This window comes from Bacillus luti (assembly GCF_001884105.1).
Taxonomy (GTDB): Bacteria; Bacillota; Bacilli; order Bacillales; family Bacillaceae_G; genus Bacillus_A; species Bacillus_A luti.
Genome location: NZ_MACI01000068.1, coordinates 73037 through 93930 on the forward strand (window position 1 = coordinate 73037; position 20894 = coordinate 93930).

The following is a 20894-nucleotide window of genomic DNA, read 5'->3' on the forward strand; positions in this document are numbered from 1 at the left end:
CTAATGAACTTATAACATTCAATGAATTTGTTCTTCATAAACATTAGATTTTGTGTCAAATGATTTATACATTGCCGAATCATCTATGTATATTTTATTCTACAGTATTTATAAAAGAATGTTGGCTATTCATAAGAAATATGTTTGGCACAGTTTTTGCTTGTATTAAATGTAAGGAAGGGAGATTGTATGTAAGGAATCTGTACTCGTAATAGTATAAAACAAGCTACTATTGCATTATTAATCATAGTTGTATTTATAGCGGAACTGTAAATACATACAAATAAGTTTTTTTTTGATTTTTAAATTCAGAATTTTCTTTTAAATTATTAGGGGGCAATAGTATGGTTAAATATTCGAAAATTTCTAAGTGGATTCTTGGTGTTGGACTAGTGACGATAACATGTAATGGTTTGCAAATTCAAGCAGAGACAAAAGAGAAAAATGTGAAGAACGTATTACAAATGGAGCCGGTAGGAATACAGAAATCTGTGGATGAATTGGCGCACCCTTCAAAAGTACAAGAAAATGCATCTTTTACAAAACGGTTAAAATTAGCGGATTTATCGCAGCGTCCACTAGCACCAACCGATAATATTAAACCGTTGGCTGAAGAAAAAAAGTATTCGATGGCTGAGTTAAATCAATTAAGTAACAAACAATTAACTGATCTTCTTGTGACAATTAAATGGTATCAAATTCCAGAGTTATTTCAGTTTAATAGTGATAGTCTTAAATTCTATCAAGATGATAGCCGAATGCAAGCGATTATTAATAAACTAGCAGAACAAGGACAGGCTTATACGAAAGATGATTCAAAAGGGATTGAAACATTAGTAGAAGCCCTACGTGCAGCATTTTATTTAGGTTTTTACCATGATGAATTAAGTAAATTAAATGAGCGTAGCTACCATGATAAATGTTTACCAGCTTTAAAAACAATTGCAAAAAATCCAAATTTCAAACTTGGTTCATCAGAACAAAATAAAGTTATTTCATCATATGGAAAATTAATTGGAAATGCATCAGCAGATGTTGAAACGGTTTTATATGCAGGTGAAATTTTCAAACAATATAACGATAATCTTGCAACTTTCATTGAAGACCGAACAAAAGGAGACGCTATATATGAGTTGATGAAGGGGATTGACTTTGATATTCAGACGGATATGTACACGACTGGAAAAGAGCCAAAAGATACGATATGGTATCGAAATATCGATAACTTTATTAATGAAGTAAGTCGTTTCGCACTAATTGGTACTGTATCAGATAAAAATGGATGGTTAATAAATAACGGAATTTACTATGCTGGCCGATTGGGCAAGCTTCATAGCGCGCCGACAAAAGGACAACAAGTTGTTACAGATGCAATGCGAATTTATCCGTTCTTAGGAGAGCAATACTTTGTTGCGGCAGAACAAATTACTACAAATTATGGAGGAATAGATGCGAACGGAAAAACTGTAAATTTAGATCAAATTCGAGAAGAGGGTAAAAAGAAATATTTACCGAAAACATATACGTTTGATGATGGAGAAATTGTCTTTAAAGCAGGTGATAAAGTTAGTGAAGAGAAAATTAAGCGACTATACTGGGCAGCGAAAGAAGTACGCTCTCAATTTTATCGTACAGTTGGTAGCGATAAACCACTTGAAAGTGGACATGCTGATGATGTGTTAACGATGGTTATTTATAATAGCCCAGATGAGTATCAATTTAATCGTCAACTGTACGGGTATGAAACGAATAATGGTGGCATTTATATTGAAGGGACAGGGACTTTCTTTACATATGAACGTACACCACAACAAAGTATTTATAGTTTGGAAGAATTGTTCCGCCATGAATTTACGCACTACTTACAGGGAAGGTACGAAGTTCAGGGATTATGGGGCCAAGGGGAAATGTATCAAAATGAACGTTTAACATGGTTTGAAGAAGGGAATGCAGAGTTCTTTGCAGGTGCAACGCGATTAGATAGTGTAGTACCGCGAAAAAGTATAATTGGTGGGTTATCTAATGATCCTGCAAAACGTTATACAGCATCACAAACATTAAATGCGAAATATGGAACGTGGGATTTTTATAATTATTCGTTTGCTCTGCAATCATATATGTATAATAAGCGCCCTGAAATGTTCGATAAAGTGCATGATTTAATTCGCGCAAATGATGTTTCAAGTTACGATGCATACCGTGCTACATTAAGTAAAGATAATAAGTTAAATGAAGAATATCAATCTTATATGCAAATGCTTATTGATAATCGCGATAAGTTTACAATTCCACAAGTATCAGATGAGTATTTAACTCAGCATGATCCAAAATCGCTTTCGGACGTTACTTCAGATATTACGAATGAAGCGAAATTAAAAGATGTGAAAGTAACAAAGAATAAATCACAATTCTTTAATACATTTACACTACAGGGGACATATACAGGGAGTGCGGCTAAAGGAGAAGTTGAGGACTGGAAAGTGATGAATGAAGCAACAAATGATATGTTGAAACGTCTTTCAGGAAAAGAGTGGACTGGATATAAAACATTGACTGCTTATTTTGTAAATTACCGTGTAAATAATGCTGGACAATATGAATATGATGTTGTATTTAGCGGAATGAATACGGAAGAAGGTACGGCTGTAGAACAAGAACCGAATAATTCATTTGAAACAGCAAACCCACTATCTTTGAATATTTTGTTAAAAGGAACCTTGAGCGATCAAGATCAGGGGGATAAATTTGTTATTGATGTAAAGGATCAAAAAGATTTACAGATTTCTATTACGAACGAACAAAATCTTGGACTGAACTGGGTATTATATTCTGAATCAGATCTAAATAATTATGTAGCTTATGCAACAAAACGTGATGGAAACAAATTGCTTGGAAATTATAATGCAAAGCCAGGGAAATATTACTTAAGTGTATATAAGTACGGTGGTGGAACAGGGAATTATACAGTACAAGTTAAATAGTTTACTATATTTTGTTTTGAAAGGCTACTTATTGCATTTTGTAGCTAAGTAAGGTGTTTAATGTTAAACATTAAACTACTGCAATATACCCTTGTTCTAATTATAGAACAAGGGTATATTGATTTTATATTGTTAAATTAAATAACCTCATTAGATTTTGACAAGAAAATAATTAATATAGATCGGAATTCTCATTCGTAAAGCGTGTTTTAATCTTCTTAATGTTCTTCCATTTTTGCCTCAATGCTTCTTTTCAAATCAGTTGATATCTGATCGAAATACCCTAAAACTACCTTTCTAATATCATCGGATATAACTTTCAAATCACTAGCTAAGTTTTCAGCAAGGTGTTCTTTTTCTATCGTTTGTAACTTGTCATAAAATTCACCAGCCTGCTGAAAATCATTCTGTTTCATTATAGAAGTCCTTCCAAGTTTACCTTCAACATACCTTCCGTCACCACTTGTAATTTGATTAGAAGGTGTCCAATCTTGTTGCTGATTAATCGTTAATTTACGAAATTCAGGACCAATTCTTCTTCTTTGTGAATCACTGTAAATGTTAGCACGACCTTGCAACATTTTATCGTCTGATAGTTCTGCACCGTCCAGTAAATTCGAAGGGGAGAATGCGACTTTCTCTACTTGTTCCATATAATTTTCAGGATTTTTATTTAATACCATTTTACCGACTGGTATAAGAGGGTACGCTTTTTCATCCCATACTTTTGTATCATCTAAAGGATCATAAGAAAGGTGTGCTTCATCTTTCGGATCCATTAGCTGGACGTATAAACCATACTCCGCTGGTTTACCATTTTCAATTGCATCATATAAATCTTTCCCGCTATAATTAGGATTTTCGGCAGCTAGTTTAATTGCTTCTTTACTAGTAATGTACTGTACACCTTCAAATGGGTACCAATGATACTTTACATACTTTCGATTACCTTCTGCATTTCTCCAAACATATGTATTTACACTATGCCCTGGAATGTGGCGAAGACTTTTGGCCGTACCATTATTAGAGTATAAACGGACAACAAAATGAATAGATTCAGGTGCTTTAGCGACAAAACTCCAAAAACTATTAGGGTCTATTAAGTTATTTTTAGGTGAAGGCGATAATGCTTTAATCGTTTCAGGGAAACGCATCGGATCACGAACAGAAAAAACAGGAATGTGATTGCATAAAAGGTCAAAAATGCCTTCTTTTGTATAAAATTTTGTGGAAAAACCACGCACATTTCTAGAAGTATCCGGTGTTCCTTTCGTACTAACAGCTAATGAAAATCGCACCATAACGGGAACTTTCTCATTAGGGTTTTGTAGGAAATTTAGTTTAGTATGTTTGGACATTGGATAGATCGTTTGAAAATAACCGAACGCACCAAATCCTTTTACATGAACAGGTCTTTCTAAAATTTTTTCGTGAATAAATTCTTGTAATGACTCATGCAGTACACTATCTTGCTCTAGTACGGGTCCACGTGAACCAACTGTTTGAGAGTGAAGTTTAGCTGGTTCAGTAAGTTCGCGATGTTTATTAAATCCTTCTTTTAATAAATCTTTCCTATGTTTATCATATTTTTCATTCATCGATATAGCCTCCAAATTTTTTCGTCGATTGTTACTAAATATGATTTTATAGTCCCGATTATGTATGACATGCAAAGTTCAAAGCAGTAACATACCGCTAGATGAAAAAAACACATATGTAGTGGACCTGTTGAAATAGAAGAAATTATGGAAAAATGAATATCGGGAAGAAAATTACTATTAAAATTTCAATCTAAAAAATGAATTTATACATGAGTTTATAGAAAATGAACATAAATAAACAGGGAAAATAACTAGGAGGAATTTAAAATGTCGGATTGGTTTCAATTAGATAAAGAATATATGATGTCAACGTATTGTCGTACGCAGGTTGCGATGGAAAGAGGAGAAGGTTGTAAACTATATGATGTGGATGGTAAAGAGTATTTAGATTTATTTTCGGGTGTCGGAGTGAACGTATTAGGATATAATCACCCTAAAATCGTGCAAACGACAATGGAGCAAGTTACGAAATCGTTGCATCTACCATTTCATTTTTTAAATCCAGTTGCGATTGAGTATGCAAAGAAATTAGTTGAGAATTCTTTAGGAAACGGTAAAGTCTTCTATACAAATTCAGGTACGGAAGCGACAGAAACGACTTTGAAATTAATTGATAAATATAGAGCTATTACGAATGAAGAGCGTGATGGAGTTGTTGTGTTGAAAAATAGTTTTCACGGGCGTACGTTAGGTGCACTTCATTTTACAAGACAAGAAAATGTATATCAAAACTTTCCGAAGACATCTATTCCTGTATATGAAGTAGAGCGCGAAAATATAGAGCAATTAGAAGAAACAATCATAAATAAAAAGCCGATTGCAATTATGTTAGAGCCTGTTTTAGGAAGCGGCGGGATCTATCCTTTATCAAGTGAATATTTGCATAGTGTTCAACGTCTTTGTGATACATATAATGTGATTCTTATCGTTGATGAAGTACAGAGTGGTATGGGGAGAACTGGAAAACTATTTGCTTATCAAAATTTCAATGTTACACCGGATATTATTCAAATTGGTAAAGGTGCAGGGGGCGGGATACCGCTTGGAGGAATCATTGTAGGTGAAAAGCTATGTGATGTATTTTCACCAGGAGATCACGGAACAACATTTGCTCATTCATCAATGGGAGCAGCTTTAGGTTTAACGGTATTAAATACATTGATTGAAGATGGTTTAATGCAAGAAGCGTATGAAATGTCACATTATTTCAATGACAAACTGCAAGAAATTCAAAAAGAAAACTCTTATTATGTTCAGGAAGTACGTCATGCTGGGATGATGTTTGGTATTAGTGTGAACGATACGAATGAAAACGTGAAGAAATTACAGCTAGAATTAATGGAGAAGGGGATATTAGTCGATGTTACACAAGGGAATATCATCCGTTTACTTCCTCCGTATATAATTACAGAAAAGGAAATTGATGTATTTATTAATGAATTCATATCCGTTATTCATAGTGTGGCAGCGATAGCAAGTGTTTAAAAATTTGGATGAAACTACAAATGTAAAAAGTACCGTATTTTTAATTCATACAGGAAGAAAATGGGGTGGAAAAATAAATTTTTGTATTTAAATAAAAAGCTGAAAAAAGCACTCATACAGCGCTTCTTTCAGCTTTTTAAACTATTAAATTACTTAATAAAGGAAGCATCTCATTGGACAAATAATTAATTATGTGAAACAATAATAACAGATAAGGAGACGTTGTTTTTCCTTAAGTGCTTCGAATTAATTTTATTCAATAAGAGAAGGTGTGCTTAAAGAAGTTAAATTAAAAAGGAGCTGTTTTATTTTATGCAACAAAATAATGATTTAAATTTTGAACCTCAAGACGTTAATATTGTCAATCCTAAACAAGCCAGGAAAGCGGTTGTTGCTACTGGTATTGGGAATGCAATGGAGTGGTTTGACTTCGGTTTATACGCGTATTTAGCGGTTATCTTAAGTCAATTATTCTTCTCAGGTGTTGATAATAGTGGATTGCAACTTGTACTTACATTCGGTACATTTGCAGCAGCCTTTCTCGTTCGACCAATCGGAGGTGTATTCTTTGGTAGAATAGGAGATAAGTACGGCCGAAAAATCGTGTTAAGTACTACTATTATTTTAATGGCACTTTCTACATTATTCATCGCATTACTACCAACCTATGAACAAATTGGTGTATGGGCACCAATACTACTTTTAGTTGCCCGAATGATTCAAGGCTTCTCTACAGGGGGCGAATATTCAGGTGCAATGGTTTATATCGCAGAATCTTCTCCAGATAAAAAGCGTGGTATACTCGGTAGTGGTCTTGAAATTGGAACACTCTCAGGTTACATTGCTGCATCGGTAATTGTTACCATTTTGACGTTATTGTTAACAGATGAGCAAATGCTCAGCTGGGGATGGCGTATTCCTTTCTTAATAGCTGCACCAATTGGTTTGGTCGGTTTATATTTACGCCGTCATTTAGATGAATCTCCCATCTTTGAAGAGATGGAAAAAGCACAAGAGGAATCTGAAGACAATGAACAATTTTCATTTATGGATATATTAAAATATCACAAAAAAGACTTCTTATTAAGCACAATAATTGTCGCCTTCTTTAATATTACGAACTATATGATTCTTTCGTATATTCCTTCTTATCTAACTCAAGTACTTAAAGTCAAAGAAACAACTGGCTTATTAATTATTTCGATTACGATGGCACTTATGATTCCACTAGCACTTTATTTCGGTAAATTAAGTGATAAAATTGGTAATAAACGCGTCGTGCAAATTGGTTTACTAGGTTTAACCGTATTTGCAATTCCGGCATTTTTACTAATAGGTAACGGGCATATTGCAGCTATATTTGCAGGTGTTTTCGTATTAGGTTTCTTCCTAAGTGTGTATGAAGGAACATTACCTTCATTATTACCATCGCTCTTTTTCACCGATGTACGTTATCGAGCACTTTCGATCTCCTTTAACATTTCTGTATCAATATTCGGTGGAACAACGCCGCTCGTATGTTCATACTTAGTTCATGCGACTGGTAACCCGCTTGCACCGGCATTCTATTTAACTGGTGTAAGTATAATTGGATTAGTTGTATTTAGTGTACTTTTCGTCACAACATCAGGACGTGCGCTAAAAGGTTCCTATCCTACAGTAGAAACGAAAAAAGAAGCACACCTAATCGCAAAAGAAGACCCTGAAGAAACACTTTGGTGGCATGAAGAGTCATTAGAAATTGAAGCAGGGAAGCATGCTTAAGTTAAAAGAGTGACGTAGAAGTATATAAAAAAGACTCCTATTAAAAAATAGGAGTCTTTTTTCATCATTTCTTTCGTTTCTTCAAATCCTTCTGATACTCATAAAGTTTATGAACTTCTTCCTTAAATTCGTGTAGAAGTACAGTGTTTTCACTATTTGAATAACGAACTGTATTATAAGCGTCTATAATAATGTCACTCTGAATATTAACATCTTCTTCATGATTTATTCTTTCCAGCCAAGCCTCAACAGTTTCTCCTCGCTCCCGGTTTAAAGGAGGTGATAACTTACTTTCTAGTTTGAAAATTTCTTTCCGAATTTCGTTATGTGGTGGTTTGTATCGCTTCATTCGTTTTTGGCTCATACCTTCTTTATCGGTGATGATAGTAGATTCGAAAATAGGCATGTTTGGTAAACTTAAATGTTTTCGGTTTTTTATTATTATCCTTACGACATAAATAGCAATGACTGTACAAGCTATTATTGTAGCGCTATTTATAAGTATTGGGTCAAAATCAGGAAGTTTTTTCCCATCTTCAATTCGTGGTTTTAAGAGGTGTCCTTTATTTGCCCAAACACCTTCAGTATCTTTTAATTCTGCTGCTTTAATTAATGGCATTAAAGCATAGCCGACACCTAATGCGACTACTTCCGTTATAAAACCAAAAATAAGTCGAATGAAAGGAAATACTTGAACAATTAATATACTTATTAAGCCAATCGTAATGATAGAAGCAAAACGTAATAGTTGTTGTTTGCGATTTGCCCCGGTTAGCCAAAATGTAATCATAAGATGCAAGGCTAACATTAACAATTTCCATAACGGTGGAAAGGGTGCATAAAATATTGCTGAAACAACAAACCATACAATACCACCTAGAGATTTTTGAACTGGATATCCTGGTCCAACCGCGTGTATGATAAAGAAAAATAGTGGTAATATGATTGTGCCAAAAAGAGAAAAAGATAGAAATATTGAGAAAACAACTATTTGAAGAACCAATAGTATGATAAATCCTGTCACTTTTTTCTTCATTAATTTATGAATAAGAAATACTCCTATATAGCCTGTTGTTAAAAATATTGCAATGCCAATTAGTTCATCTCTTTCTGTTAATAACGAAAGTAGGAGAAGCAGAATGAAATCATGAATGTGATATAGCCAAATTTTCAACTGGTTCCACCATCCCTTCATCATGAATGACAAATGTCGGTTGTGTTAAAAGAGGAAGTTCCTTTTTGTGCAAACCGAGAAAAATGATAGAAGATGATCGCTCTCTTTTTTTCATAATATAATGAAGAAATCCTTGTTTCGGAAGTAACGTACTATCATCTGAAATACGCGCTAATTCTTCTAAAGCTTTTGCATATTGCGTTTGTCCTTCATTTAACGGTACATGTAATGCACCGCCTTCTGCTAATACACTAATAAACAATTCGAACGGAATTTGATGCTTCGTTGCATACTGGCAAATGTATGTTGCATATGAAATAAGTTCTTCTATATTATCTTTCCAACCAAACCCGCGATCAGCAGCTAAAGAAAGACAAATCGTCCAACTATAATTTTTTACAGGCTCATATTGCTTCGCTTGTAATTCCTGCATTTTAGCAGATGCTTTCCAATGAATAGAGCGAAATGATTCACGTTCATATCTTTTCACACCGATAATAGATGTTTCATCATTGTAAAAAGAAAAATTCGTTCGATAAGAACCGTTTAATAGTTGCTGAAGTTCTTGCAAACCTGCTACTTCTTTAGGAGAAGGATACACAATAATTTCAGTCTTTAATTTATCAAAAACAGGTAAATGTACAGTTAATAGATGAAATGGATCTTTTAATACACATTCAAACTGTTCAATTTGAAACACACCACGCTTCGTTGCGGTTAATGTTAAATCCCATTTTTGTGCCGAATGTGCAGGCTGTGAAAATGGGAAAGAGAATAACGTTTTTGATATTTGTTCAATCCCTTGATCTTTGTGCGGTAGTAGGGACGAATTTAAATGAAAATAACAAACACCATTAACGAGCGGTATACTGGCTCCATTTTTTAAATGAATAAAAAACTGTCCAGACTCCTCAGGAAAAAGCCGTGTAGTTTGTTTCTCATTTATGATTTGAAACTTTTTCTCTATGAAAGCGACATATTTATATATGAAAATCGCAAATAAATAATAGAAGAAAAAGAGAAACATAAGCATTCGTTGTGGGAAAAAGAAGGTGAAAAGTAACGCGACTGGAACAGTTAATTGAATAATATGAAGTTGAAAAAATAAAGGTACAGTTACAACGCGCTGCCCGTTCATGCTTGTTCAATCTCCACGGGTACATCCACTTCTTTTAAAATCCTTTGCATAATTTCATGTTTTGTCGTACGCAGGGCACCTTCCATTGATAAAACGATACGATGATTCCAAACAGAAGGAACTAAAAATTGTATATCTTCAGGCGTGCAATATTCTCTGCCGCGTAAAAATGCTAGGGCTTGAACGGAGCGTACTAAAGCTAAAGTGGCACGTGGGCTTACACCGTTAGCGATGTAATCGTGATTTCTTGTAGCATGGGCAAGTTTAATTATGTAATGTTCTAACGGTTCGGATACGAATATTTCCTTTACTCGTTTCTGTGCTTCTAAAATATCTTCTAATGAAATGACAGATGTGACACTTTCTAACGGTGTATTATTACGAAAACGTCGCATCATTTGTAGCTCATCTTCTGGAGACGGATAACCAATTGAAATTGTCATTAAAAAGCGATCAAGCTGTGCATCAGGAAGAGGGAACGTTCCTTGTGATTCAATAGGGTTTTGCGTCGCAATAACAAAGAACGGTTTCGGAAGAGACGTAGATTGTTTTTCAAGCGTCACTTGTCGTTCTTCCATCGCTTCTAACAAACTAGACTGTGTTCTCGGCATTGCGCGGTTAATTTCATCTGCCAGTAAAATGTTCGTCACGACTGGTCCAAGTCTTAACTCGAATTCGCTCGTTTTCGGATTAAAATATTCAATACCTGTTACATCACTCGGAAGTACATCAGGGGTAAACTGAACGCGCGAAAAATGACCACCAATACTTTTTGAAATTGTTTTCGCCAGTAATGTTTTCCCAGTACCAGGCACGTCTTCAAGTAGTACATGTCCATCAGCAAGTAGTGAAACGAGTAGTAGATCAATAACATTCTCCTTACCAACAAAAACAGACCCAATATTTTCTTTTAATTTATTAATCATATGTAACATTCCTTTCATTATAGAAGAGTTAATATTTCTATATTTTAACAAATTATTCTGAAAATTGGAATGATTTTTCAATTTAAAGAAATAGATATTTAATTATTAAAATGCACTTGCATATTTTGGAATAGGATTATACAATATCGATATACGATGTATCGGAAGTCGATATATCATAAGACGATGTATCGGAGGTAGTTATAATGCATGCGAAAGCGCAAAAATATATTCCGTTAACAGAGGCGACATATTACATACTATTGTCACTCGTGAAACCAATGCATGGCTACGGAATTATGCAAATGGTAGAAGAGATGACAAATGGAGAAGTAAAGCTCGGTCCTGGTACTTTATATGGGAATACGACGAAATTACTGAAAGAGAAGTTAATTGTTGAAGTTGCCTCTACAGACAGAAAGAAGTGCTATGAGTTAACGCCGTTTGGGAGAGAAGTACTGGAACTGGAGTACAACAGATTACAGCGGTCTGTAAAGAATGGAAATAGTATATTAGGGGAGTGAATGGATGATGGAGATAAAGAAGATATTCAAACCTTTCGCAGTATGGAGCTTAGAAAAAGAAGAAGCGTATCTACGTAAAATGCATCAACAAGGCTGGGCGTTACAAAAGTATAACGTAATGTATACGTTTAAGAAAACTGAGCCGAAAGATGTAGTATATAAAGCAGACTTTAGATTAGAGTATAAAGATTCGAAAGAAAAACAAAAAGAATATATCGAAATATATGAAATGTGTGGCTGGAAACATGTAACGAGTTTTGCGAAATGGAATTATTTTTGTAAAGAAGTAGAAGAGGAAAATGAGTTGCCAGATATATATTCAGAAAAGGAAACGAGGATACAAAAACTTACTGAGTTGTTACAGTTTTTTGTAATTATGTTTGTAACGATAATGCCAGCGCTTTACTTATGTTTTCTTGGACCATCAGAATCTAGAATTCCTTATATATTTAAAGGTATGATAGGATTTGTAGGTTGTATGTATTTATATATATTTATTAATGTATCTTGGAAGATTAAAAAGTTAAAAAATGAAATATTGTAACAAAGAGTGGATTTATTAAAGAAGATGGTTGTATATATTGAATGGAAATCATCTTCTTTAATTTCTATATATCCTCATTTTGTTCATTCTTTTTTATATAATAAAAGACCACCTTTTTAATTCATAGAACTAACAGTTACAAAGATGATACCAGTAACAATACCTAAAAAAATCATAAATGAAGAAGTAATTAATAATAACGAACTAGCAATTAATATTACTTTATTAGATTTTTGTTTTTTATAAAGGAAATAAAGTAAAAGACCACAAACAGTAGAAAGTATCCATATAGCTAAACCGTAAGAAGTCGAGATTTTCTTCCAATCGAAAATCCAAAAGTAAAAGATGACTATGTGACAAGTTAATAGTAGAAATGTAGATGGAAGCACAAACTTTTTATGTAAATTCATTCGTTTCACCTCTCTTATGTAAATTTTACCAGAAGAGTGTAAAGTTTAATATATAATAAGGAAGAAATACGTTTTATATTACTGAATTAAAAAGAAAAACCCCCTTATAGAAAAATCTATTTCTATAAGGGGTAGTAATAATTTTAAGAGAAAGACTGATTTTGCGCAGGTTTAATAAATTGTTCTGGATTTTCAACAAGCCCGCATACAGCGCATTGGACGCGGTATGTAGGTCCTTGATAAGCCATATGAAAAGCATTCATCGTTTCATTTGTGTATTCTTCTTCTACTTGACCAGTTTGCGGATTTAACTTGACTGGTTTTACTTGTTGCTCAAGAATATTAAAGCGAGTTCGGTTCGTTTTGCAACTTGGACAAAGCATTGGTTCCATATGTATACACCTCCATTTGTAGCATTTCTTATAAGTTTTGATTTTATGCAAGTAAAAAAACTTTCTCAATATAAATAGGTGTTTAATGTATTTAAAATTCAGAAAAAATAAAATATAATAAATGTAAGAACTGGTTATGTCCAAACCAAATCTCCTGTTTTATGCCAATAAGCTGGGGGCCGAGAAATCGGCCTCATTTTTTTGTGCTTATGGAACAAGGTTATTTGAAAGATTTGTCGAATTTTTAGGGGGATAGATAAAGGGGGATGTAACATGAATTTAAAAATGAAATACATCATTTTATATGTAGAAAAGTTTGAGGAATGTTTAAGATTCTATAAAGATACTTTACAGTTACCTATAAAAGCAGAGCACGGTACATATATTGAATTTAATACTGGATCAACAATTTTAGCGATGAATACGAGAGAAGATGTAAAGAAATTAACCGGATTACCGCTTACAGAAGGTGAATTACAGTCTTCTCATTTCGAATTGGGATTCGTTGTTGATAATGTACAAGAAACAATTGAGCAATTTAGAGAACAAGCTATCAAGATTTTAGTTGAACCAATTGTAAAACCGTGGGGGCAAACAATTGCATACATTGCTGATCCAGACGGTAATTATATTGAAATTTGCAGTTCATTAGAATAGAGGGAGAAAAAGAGATGGGATTTCCGAAACTAGAAACAGAACGTTTACTATTAAGAGAACTTACATTATTAGATGCAGAAGCGATGTTCCGTTATTTTTCGAAAGAATCTGTTATACGTTATTTCGGGATGGATTCTTTCGAAAATATTGAGCAAGCGAAAACAACGATTCAAACGTTTAAAAATCGTTATGAAGAAGGAAGCGTGTTTCGCTGGGGAATCGAGAAAAAGGGATCGGGTCAACTAATCGGAACGTGCGGGTTTCATTTAATTAACAATCATCATAAACGAGCTGAAATTGGTTATGAATTAGACGATACATATTGGGGAAAGGGATATGCATCTGAAGCACTTCAGGCCATTTTAACTTATGGATTTGAATCATTACAGCTCATAAGAATTGCTGCTGTTGTATATGTAGAAAATAAAGCTTCTCAAAAATTGTTGGAAAAAGCAGGGTTTCAAGAAGAAGGATTGCTTCGAAAACATATGATTCAAAATGGAGTTGCTCATGATACCATTTTATACTCTTTATTAAAAGAAGAGTGGAAGAAGTAATGAGTATGAACGAACTTATAACGATTATGAAGAAGCATCGGGAAAATAGATTCATTTTAGGTATAGATGGTTTAAGCCGTTCAGGTAAAACAACATTCGTAACACATTTGAAGGAAAATATGAAACAAGAAGGTATTCCGTTTCATATTTTTCATATTGATGATCATATAGTGGAGCGTAATAAACGCTATCATACAGGATTTGAAGAATGGTATGAATACTATTATTTGCAATGGGACATTGCATACTTACGGCAGACATTTTTTCAAAAGTTACAACATGAAACGAAATTGAAATTGCCTTTTTATCACGCTGAAATAGATTCATGTGAAATGAAGAAAGTACAGATTCCTATCGTAGGTGTAATTGTAATTGAAGGAGTTTTTCTGCAACGAAAAGAATGGAGAGATTTCTTTCATTATATGGTGTATTTGGACTGTCCAAGAGAGACAAGGTTTCTACGTGAAAGTGAAGAGACAAAGAAAAAACTTTCCAAGTTTGAAAATAGGTATTGGAAAGCAGAGGATTATTATTTGGAAATGGAATTGCCGAAGAACAGGGCGGATTTAGTACTATGTAACGATATTAAATAGAAATATAATGACAGATAAAAGTAGAAGTATCTACCTTATCTGTTTTTTTGGTATATCCAATTTTTGGTTATTCGTGCTAAAATGATTTCATAATGATATAGAAGGGGGATGATAGGATGAACACCGAAATAGTTCCCAAAAAGAAGTACAGTATAATAAGCTATATATCTTTACTCATCGGCATTTTGTGTTTTTTATTCGTTTTTATTACACCGACAAGGATAGCGAATGCAGGTAATATAGTGGGAGACTATATTACAGTTGCCCTGACAGTTGCAGGTATCATACTTTCTGTCATTACAATGACGAAAAAAACAGAGAAGAAGGGGATTGCAATTGTCTCATTAATACTTTCCTCATCTTTCCTTGTTTTTTGGATTATCACCATTATCTTATTGTTTACTGGTCAAATTAGTTTTGCGCCGTAATGTGCAATCAAAAGAGTCCTTCATACGAGAAGGACTCTTTTTTATTCGGTATCTTCTGGTCGATATTCTAAAATATCCCCAGGTTGGCACTCTAAAGCTTTACAAATTGCTTCTAAAGTGGAAAAGCGAATTGCTTTTGCTTTTCCGTTTTTCAAAATAGAAAGGTTAGCCATCGTAATACCTACTTTATCAGTCAGCTCTGTGACACTCATTTTCCGTTTAGCAAGCATTACATCAATATTAATTATTATTGCCATATGTATCACCTCAGACTGTTAAATCGTTTTCTGATTTTATATCTATCGCATCTTGTAAAAGCCTTTGGAGAACGGCAGCAAAGACCGCGATAACCATTGATGCAAGAATCATGATCATGCCAATAATGATAAAGCCTGGAGCGTCATCTCTCTCCGCAATGAGATAAAAGAGTGGCATGCCTAATACGTACAAGACGCTGATTGTCATAGCGCAGTATTTTATATTTTTTAAAGCGCTAACAGATAATTCCGAGAAAGCATTGTTTTTATCAATATAGCTTAACAGCTTAAAAGCTTGATACAGGGCGTAGTAAAAAGGTATGGCCGTTGCATATAAATTGATAAAGACAAGATATTTTATAAATGCAATATCGGGATACAATTCAGCTGCGAAATTCCCAATCTTAGGGACCAAAAATATACACATAGCTAGAACAGGGATTCCGATTAGAATCACAACGGTTTTTAAAAAGAGTGTGGATCCTTGTTTCATAAAAAGCACCTCATTTATTTAATGTCAATTTAATTTAACATAAAATTTATCGTTTAACAATAAAAAAATATTTATTTTAATCTAATTTTTATTGTTAAACAAATGTTATTTCAAGTAGAGAATGACACCTCGTTTGTATAGAAAGAGTTGACTTCAAAGCACCTCCTTTTATTAGAAAGTAATCCTCTATACCATTACTTATTTTAAAGTTTAAGACTAGTTGTTGTTAGCTTCGTGACATTGGGGAATTAATAAAAAGAATATATATAAGTTGTGTACATGTAATGGGAAATCAGGTCAGTGTATGCCAATGAATGTGAAAGTTATGGAGGAACAACAATGATCAATTTGAGAAAAAATATGAAAGGGCTATTATTAGCAGGGACTGTAACTATACATGTATTATGTATGGAAAGTATGATGCCTTATCATGAGGTTGAAGCTAAGGCAAAAAAAATAGAACACCGGCCGAAAAATGTAATTATGATGGTTATGGACGGAACGAGTTCTTCAGCGACAACATTGGCTCGCTTGTATAAAGGGGCACCGCTCGCGTTAGATGAAATTGTAACAGGGGGTGTTCGCACCTATTCAGCAGAATCTGCTATTACAGACTCAGCCCCAGCAGCTACAGCATTAGCAACAGGGAATAAATCGAATGCAGGATATGTAGGCGTCTTACCTTCTATTGTGAATTTACCTAGTGTAAAGCCAGTAACAGAAGAGGACTGGATGAGACCAGTTGCCAATGTTTTAGAAGGAGCAAAACGTACTGGACGTGCTACTGGAATTGTTGCTACATCTGAAATTCAGCATGCTACTCCGGCCGGATTTTCAGCACATCATGCGAATCGCAAGCATTTTGAAGTACTTGCAAAGCAGCAAGTATACCAAAATATAGATGTCGTATTAGGTGGGGGAAAAGCATCACTTCTACCTGTAAAAAGTAGTGGGATTCGAAAAGATGGTGAAGATTTAGTAAAAGTGATTCAAAACAAAGGATACGACTTTGTTGAAACGAAAGAAGCATTATTGAACGCTACATCAAATAAAATTTGGGGCTCTTTTTCTCATACTGCACTTGCGTTCGATATGGATCGTGAAGCAACAAACCCAGAGCAACCAACACTTTCTCAAATGACAGAAAAAGCAATTCATACATTATCAAAAGATAAAGATGGATTCTTTTTATTTATAGAAGGAAGTAAACCTGATTGGGCAGCACATGCGAACGACCCAATTGGGATGATTAGTGATGTATTGGCATTTGATGAAGCAGTAGCAAAAGCGTTACAATTTGCCCAAAAAGACGGGAATACGTTGCTCATCGCTGTAGCTGACCATGGTAACAGCGGAATTTCTATTGGCAATATGAATACGACAAAAGAATATAAGACGACCCCGGTAGCAGCTTACATAAACCCACTGAAAAAAGCAAAAATGACACTTGAAGGTGCTACAAATAAACTAAAAAGTGATTTATCAAATGTAGGAGATGTAGCTACATTATATGGTCTGGACAATTTGAAGCAAGAAGAAAAAGAAAAGTTAAAAGCAGCTCGAAAGAAAAATGATGTAGGACCGATACTTACTACATTATTGGCTAACCGTGCAAACATTGGTTTTACGACAGGTGGTCACACAGGTGAAGACGTATTTTTATACTCTTATGGACCTCAAAAACCAAAAGGTTTAGTCCAAAATACGGACATTGCGAAAACAATGGCGAAAGCAATGGGCTTTAGCTTAGAAGAATTAACGAATGAATTATTTGTAGAGAGTAAAGAAGCCTTTGAGAGAATTGGTGCAATTGTAACGATTGACAAAACGGATACAACAAATTGGACCCTCGTAGTAAAACGAAATAAAGAGGAAGCTCAATTATTTGCTAATAAAAATATCATCCGTATCGATGGTAAAGATTATGAATTAGGAAGCGTCGTCGTTGAAAGTAATGGAAAGTTCTATGTACCAGAAGAAGCAATTCATTTATTTATAAGGCATTCTCGTTAAGAAATCGCTAACCATTTATCCTTGATAGGCTAAGTGGTTAGCGATTTTTTGTATTATATCATAAATGCTTTTATATTACACCGTAATAGGTTACTATCTTCTTGTTTCTTTCATATTGCATTAAAAATATTTCTCAACAATTGTGTGTCAATAAAATATTGAATATTCACATTATAACGAATATTATGTTCTTATCGATAAAAAACGATAATTCTCAACAATCGGGGGAGGAAATGCATTGAAAAAGAATAAGAAGTTAAAACCTTTATCAGTATTAGCAACAGCGGCAGTACTAAGTAGTAGTTTTGCTTTCGGAAGTCATGCAGCGTATGCAGAGACACCAACACCATCTCTACCAATAGATGAGCATTTAATACCGGATGAGCGTTTAGCAGAAGCGCTAAAACAACGGGGTGTAATTGATCAATCTGCATCACAAGCTGAGACATCGAAGGCCGTTGAAAAATATGTTGAGAAAAAGAAAGGGGAAAACCCTGGGAAAGAAATTTTGACAGGAGATAGTCTTACGCAAGAAGCTTCTGATTTTATGAAAAAAGTAAAAGATGCAAAAATGAAAGAAAATGAACAGGCGCAGCAACCTGAAGTAGGACCGGTAGCTGGACAAGGTGCAGGATTAAGCACTGGAAAATTAAATGGAAAAGTACCTACTACACCTGCGAAGCAAGAAGAATACAATGGGGAAGTTAGAAAAGATAAAGTACTTGTTTTACTCGTAGAATTTAGTGATTTTAAGCATAATAATATTGATCAAGAACCAGGATACATGTACTCTAAGGACTTTAATCGTGAACATTATCAAAAAATGTTATTTGGTGATGAGCCATTTACATTATTTGATGGATCAAAGATTAACACATTTAAACAATATTATGAAGAACAATCTGGTGGTAGCTACACAGTTGATGGAACTGTAACAGAATGGCTTACTGTTCCAGGGAAGGCTTCAGATTATGGTGCGGACGCGGGGACTGGTCATGATAACAAAGGTCCTTTAGGGCCACGTGATTTTGTGAAAGAAGCATTAAAAGCAGCAGTAGCAAAAGGGATTAATTTAGCAGATTATGACCAATTTGATCAATACGATCAAGATGGTGATGGAAATAAAAATGAACCAGATGGTATTATTGATCATTTAATGGTTGTACATGCTGGCGTGGGTCAAGAAGCCGGCGGTGGTAAATTGAAAGATGATGCGATTTGGTCTCATCGTTCAAAACTTGGATCAAAGCCATATGCAATTGATGGTACAAAATCTTCTGTTTCGAATTGGGGCGGAAAGATGGCTGCATACGATTATACAATCGAGCCTGAAGACGGAGCAGTTGGTGTGTTTGCGCATGAGTATGGTCACGATTTAGGCTTACCAGATGAGTATGATACAAAGTACTCGGGACAAGGTGAACCTGTTGAGTCTTGGTCTCTTATGAGCGGTGGTAGTTGGGCTGGAAAAATTGCAGGAACAGAGCCAACAAGTTTCTCACCACAAAACAAAGAGTTTTTCCAAAAGAATATGAAGGGGAACTGGGCGAATATCCTCGAAGTAGATTATGATAAACTGAGCAAGGGAATCGGCGTTGCAACTTATTTAGATCAAAGTACTACAAAATCAAAACGACCAGGAATTATTCGTGTTAACTTGCCGGACAAAGATATAAAAAATATCGAATCGGCATTTGGTAAGAAATTCTATTACAGTACAAAAGGAAATGACATTCATACAACACTTGAGACACCAGTATTTGACTTAACAAATGCAACGGATGCTAAGTTCGATTATAAAGCATTCTACGAACTTGAAGCGAAGTATGATTTCCTTGATGTAAATGCGATTGCGGAAGATGGAACGAAGACACGTATTGACAGAATGGGCGAAAATGATGTAAAAGGCGGTGCGGATACAACTGATGGTAAGTGGGTTGATAAGTCATATGATTTAAGCAAATTCAAAGGGAAAAAAGTAAAACTGCAATTTGAATATATAACAGATATTGCAGTAGCTTACAAAGGATTTGCATTAGATAATGCTGCTTTAACTGTAGATGGAAAAGTTGTTTTCTCTGATGATGCAGAAGGGCAACCAGCAATGACGTTAAAAGGTTTTACTGTGTCAAATGGATTTGAACAGAAAAAAAATAACTACTATGTAGAGTGGAGAAATTACGCTGGTTCTGACACGGCGTTACAACATGCGCGTGGTCCAGTATTTAATACAGGAATGGTTGTATGGTATGCGGATCAAAGCTTTACAGATAACTGGGTAGGGGTTCATCCAGGCGAAGGATTCCTAGGAGTAGTAGATTCTCATCCAGAGGCAATCGTAGGGACATTAAACGGAAAACCGACTGTGAAGAGCAGTACACGTTATCAAATTGCCGATGCGGCATTCTCGTTTGATCAAACGCCAGCATGGAGAGTAGATTCACCAACTCGCGGTATTTTTGACTATAAAGGATTACCAGGCGTTGCAAAATTTGATGATTCTAAGCAATACATCAACAGCCTAATTCCAGATGCAGGACGTAAGTTGCCGAAATTAGGACTTAAGTTTGAAGTAGTAGGCCAAGCTGAAGACAAGTCTGCAGGTGCTGTTTGGCTTCATCGATAAAATAATGTGAAACGAAGAGGAGCTGCTATAAGTCGTTGAAACTGACTTGTAGCAGCTCTATTCTTATTGTGAAAAATAGATTACTATATAAATACAAATTGAAAAAAATATCTCTTTACTATTTAAAGAAAAAAGGTACACAGAAGTGAAAAAGCTCTATTTTTTTATGTATTTATTGGAAAAAACTCGAATTTTCTTGGAGAAATGCTCCTTCAATCCTATTAAAAGTGCTATTTTGGACGTAAGTAATGAGAAGAAAAAAGAGATTTTCATAGTATGTAATATTTTTTATATCTAGACTTAACACCTACTACTAATAGTATGCTATAAT

Annotated in this window: 19 protein-coding genes; 11 read left to right on the forward strand and 8 right to left on the reverse strand. The window is 34.6% G+C overall.

What is annotated here, in order from left to right:
• Nucleotides 1-344: 344 nt before the first annotated feature.
• Nucleotides 345-2981, forward strand: a complete 2637-nt coding sequence (colA, locus tag BAQ48_RS15730) for a collagenase ColA (RefSeq protein WP_071711803.1) — start codon at nt 345-347, stop codon at nt 2979-2981.
• 218 nt (nt 2982-3199) lie between these two features.
• Here the strand turns inward: colA and BAQ48_RS15735 are convergent, their stop codons facing one another.
• The gene (locus BAQ48_RS15735) at nt 3200-4579 is read right to left on the reverse strand and encodes a catalase (RefSeq protein WP_071711804.1); all 1380 of its coding nucleotides are present in this window, start codon (nt 4577-4579) and stop codon (nt 3200-3202) included.
• A 270-nt stretch (nt 4580-4849) separates the two neighbouring features.
• On the opposite strand from BAQ48_RS15735, the gene BAQ48_RS15740 reads away from it, so the two are divergent.
• A complete protein-coding gene (locus BAQ48_RS15740; protein WP_071711805.1) occupies nt 4850-6067 on the forward strand; it encodes an aspartate aminotransferase family protein in 1218 nt (405 codons plus the stop codon).
• Nucleotides 6068-6379: 312 nt separating this feature from the next.
• Complete coding sequence (locus tag BAQ48_RS15745; protein WP_071711806.1) at nt 6380-7831, forward strand: MFS transporter; 1452 nt, start codon at nt 6380-6382, stop codon at nt 7829-7831.
• Between the two features lie 64 nt (nt 7832-7895).
• Here BAQ48_RS15745 and BAQ48_RS15750 read toward each other — a convergent pair whose 3' ends face one another.
• The 3 genes from BAQ48_RS15750 to BAQ48_RS15760 are packed head-to-tail and all read right to left on the reverse strand — an operon-like array spanning nt 7896 to nt 11102.
• Entirely contained in the window at nt 7896-9005 is a 1110-nt protein-coding gene (locus BAQ48_RS15750; RefSeq protein ID WP_071711807.1) for a DUF4018 domain-containing protein, read from the reverse strand.
• Nucleotides 8977-10143 carry a DUF58 domain-containing protein gene (locus BAQ48_RS15755; protein WP_071711808.1) on the reverse strand — a complete coding sequence of 389 codons (1167 nt, stop codon included), beginning with the start codon at nt 10141-10143 and terminating at the stop codon, nt 8977-8979. The genes BAQ48_RS15750 and BAQ48_RS15755 overlap by 29 nt, the downstream gene beginning before the upstream one ends.
• The gene (locus tag BAQ48_RS15760; RefSeq protein WP_278248817.1) at nt 10140-11102 is read right to left on the reverse strand and encodes an AAA family ATPase; all 963 of its coding nucleotides are present in this window, start codon (nt 11100-11102) and stop codon (nt 10140-10142) included. The genes BAQ48_RS15755 and BAQ48_RS15760 overlap by 4 nt, the downstream gene beginning before the upstream one ends.
• Nucleotides 11103-11275: 173 nt before the next feature.
• Here BAQ48_RS15760 and BAQ48_RS15765 point away from each other — a divergent pair, with 173 nt between their 5' ends.
• Both BAQ48_RS15765 and BAQ48_RS15770 read left to right on the forward strand, forming a co-directional pair.
• A complete protein-coding gene (locus BAQ48_RS15765) occupies nt 11276-11593 on the forward strand; it encodes a PadR family transcriptional regulator (protein ID WP_071711810.1) in 318 nt (105 codons plus the stop codon).
• Nucleotides 11594-11600: 7 nt separating this feature from the next.
• A complete protein-coding gene (locus BAQ48_RS15770) occupies nt 11601-12137 on the forward strand; it encodes a DUF2812 domain-containing protein (RefSeq protein ID WP_071711860.1) in 537 nt (178 codons plus the stop codon).
• A 116-nt stretch (nt 12138-12253) separates the two neighbouring features.
• On the opposite strand, the gene BAQ48_RS15775 is transcribed toward BAQ48_RS15770, so the two are convergent.
• Both BAQ48_RS15775 and BAQ48_RS15780 read right to left on the reverse strand, forming a co-directional pair.
• On the reverse strand, nt 12254-12547 hold the full coding sequence (locus tag BAQ48_RS15775) for a hypothetical protein (protein ID WP_071711811.1): 294 nt from the start codon (nt 12545-12547) through the stop codon (nt 12254-12256).
• Between the two features lie 143 nt (nt 12548-12690).
• On the reverse strand, nt 12691-12939 hold the full coding sequence (locus BAQ48_RS15780) for a hypothetical protein (protein WP_000433610.1): 249 nt from the start codon (nt 12937-12939) through the stop codon (nt 12691-12693).
• A 273-nt stretch (nt 12940-13212) separates the two neighbouring features.
• Between BAQ48_RS15780 and BAQ48_RS15785 the strand changes: the two genes are divergently transcribed.
• The 4 genes from BAQ48_RS15785 (at nt 13213) to BAQ48_RS15800 (ending at nt 15174) form a co-directional block, all read left to right on the forward strand.
• The gene (locus BAQ48_RS15785; protein ID WP_071711812.1) at nt 13213-13596 is read left to right on the forward strand and encodes a VOC family protein; all 384 of its coding nucleotides are present in this window, start codon (nt 13213-13215) and stop codon (nt 13594-13596) included.
• Between the two features lie 14 nt (nt 13597-13610).
• The gene (locus BAQ48_RS15790) at nt 13611-14153 is read left to right on the forward strand and encodes a GNAT family N-acetyltransferase (RefSeq protein ID WP_071711813.1); all 543 of its coding nucleotides are present in this window, start codon (nt 13611-13613) and stop codon (nt 14151-14153) included.
• Entirely contained in the window at nt 14153-14746 is a 594-nt protein-coding gene (locus BAQ48_RS15795; RefSeq protein WP_071711814.1) for a kinase, read from the forward strand. The genes BAQ48_RS15790 and BAQ48_RS15795 overlap by 1 nt, the downstream gene beginning before the upstream one ends.
• Before the next feature lie 116 nt (nt 14747-14862).
• Complete coding sequence (locus BAQ48_RS15800; RefSeq protein WP_071711815.1) at nt 14863-15174, forward strand: hypothetical protein; 312 nt, start codon at nt 14863-14865, stop codon at nt 15172-15174.
• Nucleotides 15175-15215: 41 nt separating this feature from the next.
• Here the strand turns inward: BAQ48_RS15800 and BAQ48_RS15805 are convergent, their stop codons facing one another.
• Both BAQ48_RS15805 and BAQ48_RS15810 read right to left on the reverse strand, forming a co-directional pair.
• The gene (locus BAQ48_RS15805; protein WP_000974633.1) at nt 15216-15431 is read right to left on the reverse strand and encodes a helix-turn-helix domain-containing protein; all 216 of its coding nucleotides are present in this window, start codon (nt 15429-15431) and stop codon (nt 15216-15218) included.
• A gap of 10 nt (nt 15432-15441) precedes the next feature.
• Nucleotides 15442-15924: a DUF2975 domain-containing protein gene (locus BAQ48_RS15810; RefSeq protein WP_071711816.1), complete on the reverse strand. Its 483-nt coding sequence runs from the start codon at nt 15922-15924 to the stop codon at nt 15442-15444.
• Between the two features lie 339 nt (nt 15925-16263).
• Here BAQ48_RS15810 and BAQ48_RS15815 point away from each other — a divergent pair, with 339 nt between their 5' ends.
• Nucleotides 16264-17937, forward strand: a complete 1674-nt coding sequence (locus BAQ48_RS15815; RefSeq protein WP_071711817.1) for an alkaline phosphatase — start codon at nt 16264-16266, stop codon at nt 17935-17937.
• Nucleotides 17938-18175: 238 nt separating this feature from the next.
• The gene (locus tag BAQ48_RS15820; protein ID WP_071711818.1) at nt 18176-20563 is read left to right on the forward strand and encodes an immune inhibitor A domain-containing protein; all 2388 of its coding nucleotides are present in this window, start codon (nt 18176-18178) and stop codon (nt 20561-20563) included.
• Nucleotides 20564-20894 lie beyond the last annotated feature (331 nt).

Coding starts and splice junctions, on each gene's coding strand:
- BAQ48_RS15805 (WP_000974633.1), bottom strand. CDS start 15,431: ATGGCAATAATAATTAATATTGATGTAATGCTTGCTAAACGGAAAATG.
- BAQ48_RS15815 (WP_071711817.1), top strand. CDS start 16,264: ATGATCAATTTGAGAAAAAATATGAAAGGGCTATTATTAGCAGGGACT.
- BAQ48_RS15745 (WP_071711806.1), top strand. CDS start 6,380: ATGCAACAAAATAATGATTTAAATTTTGAACCTCAAGACGTTAATATT.
- BAQ48_RS15785 (WP_071711812.1), top strand. CDS start 13,213: ATGAATTTAAAAATGAAATACATCATTTTATATGTAGAAAAGTTTGAG.
- BAQ48_RS15795 (WP_071711814.1), top strand. CDS start 14,153: ATGAGTATGAACGAACTTATAACGATTATGAAGAAGCATCGGGAAAAT.
- BAQ48_RS15790 (WP_071711813.1), top strand. CDS start 13,611: ATGGGATTTCCGAAACTAGAAACAGAACGTTTACTATTAAGAGAACTT.
- BAQ48_RS15775 (WP_071711811.1), bottom strand. CDS start 12,547: ATGAATTTACATAAAAAGTTTGTGCTTCCATCTACATTTCTACTATTA.
- BAQ48_RS15765 (WP_071711810.1), top strand. CDS start 11,276: ATGCATGCGAAAGCGCAAAAATATATTCCGTTAACAGAGGCGACATAT.
- BAQ48_RS15800 (WP_071711815.1), top strand. CDS start 14,863: ATGAACACCGAAATAGTTCCCAAAAAGAAGTACAGTATAATAAGCTAT.
- BAQ48_RS15810 (WP_071711816.1), bottom strand. CDS start 15,924: ATGAAACAAGGATCCACACTCTTTTTAAAAACCGTTGTGATTCTAATC.
- BAQ48_RS15755 (WP_071711808.1), bottom strand. CDS start 10,143: ATGAACGGGCAGCGCGTTGTAACTGTACCTTTATTTTTTCAACTTCAT.
- BAQ48_RS15780 (WP_000433610.1), bottom strand. CDS start 12,939: ATGGAACCAATGCTTTGTCCAAGTTGCAAAACGAACCGAACTCGCTTT.
- colA (WP_071711803.1), top strand. CDS start 345: ATGGTTAAATATTCGAAAATTTCTAAGTGGATTCTTGGTGTTGGACTA.
- BAQ48_RS15735 (WP_071711804.1), bottom strand. CDS start 4,579: ATGAATGAAAAATATGATAAACATAGGAAAGATTTATTAAAAGAAGGA.
- BAQ48_RS15740 (WP_071711805.1), top strand. CDS start 4,850: ATGTCGGATTGGTTTCAATTAGATAAAGAATATATGATGTCAACGTAT.
- BAQ48_RS15770 (WP_071711860.1), top strand. CDS start 11,601: ATGGAGATAAAGAAGATATTCAAACCTTTCGCAGTATGGAGCTTAGAA.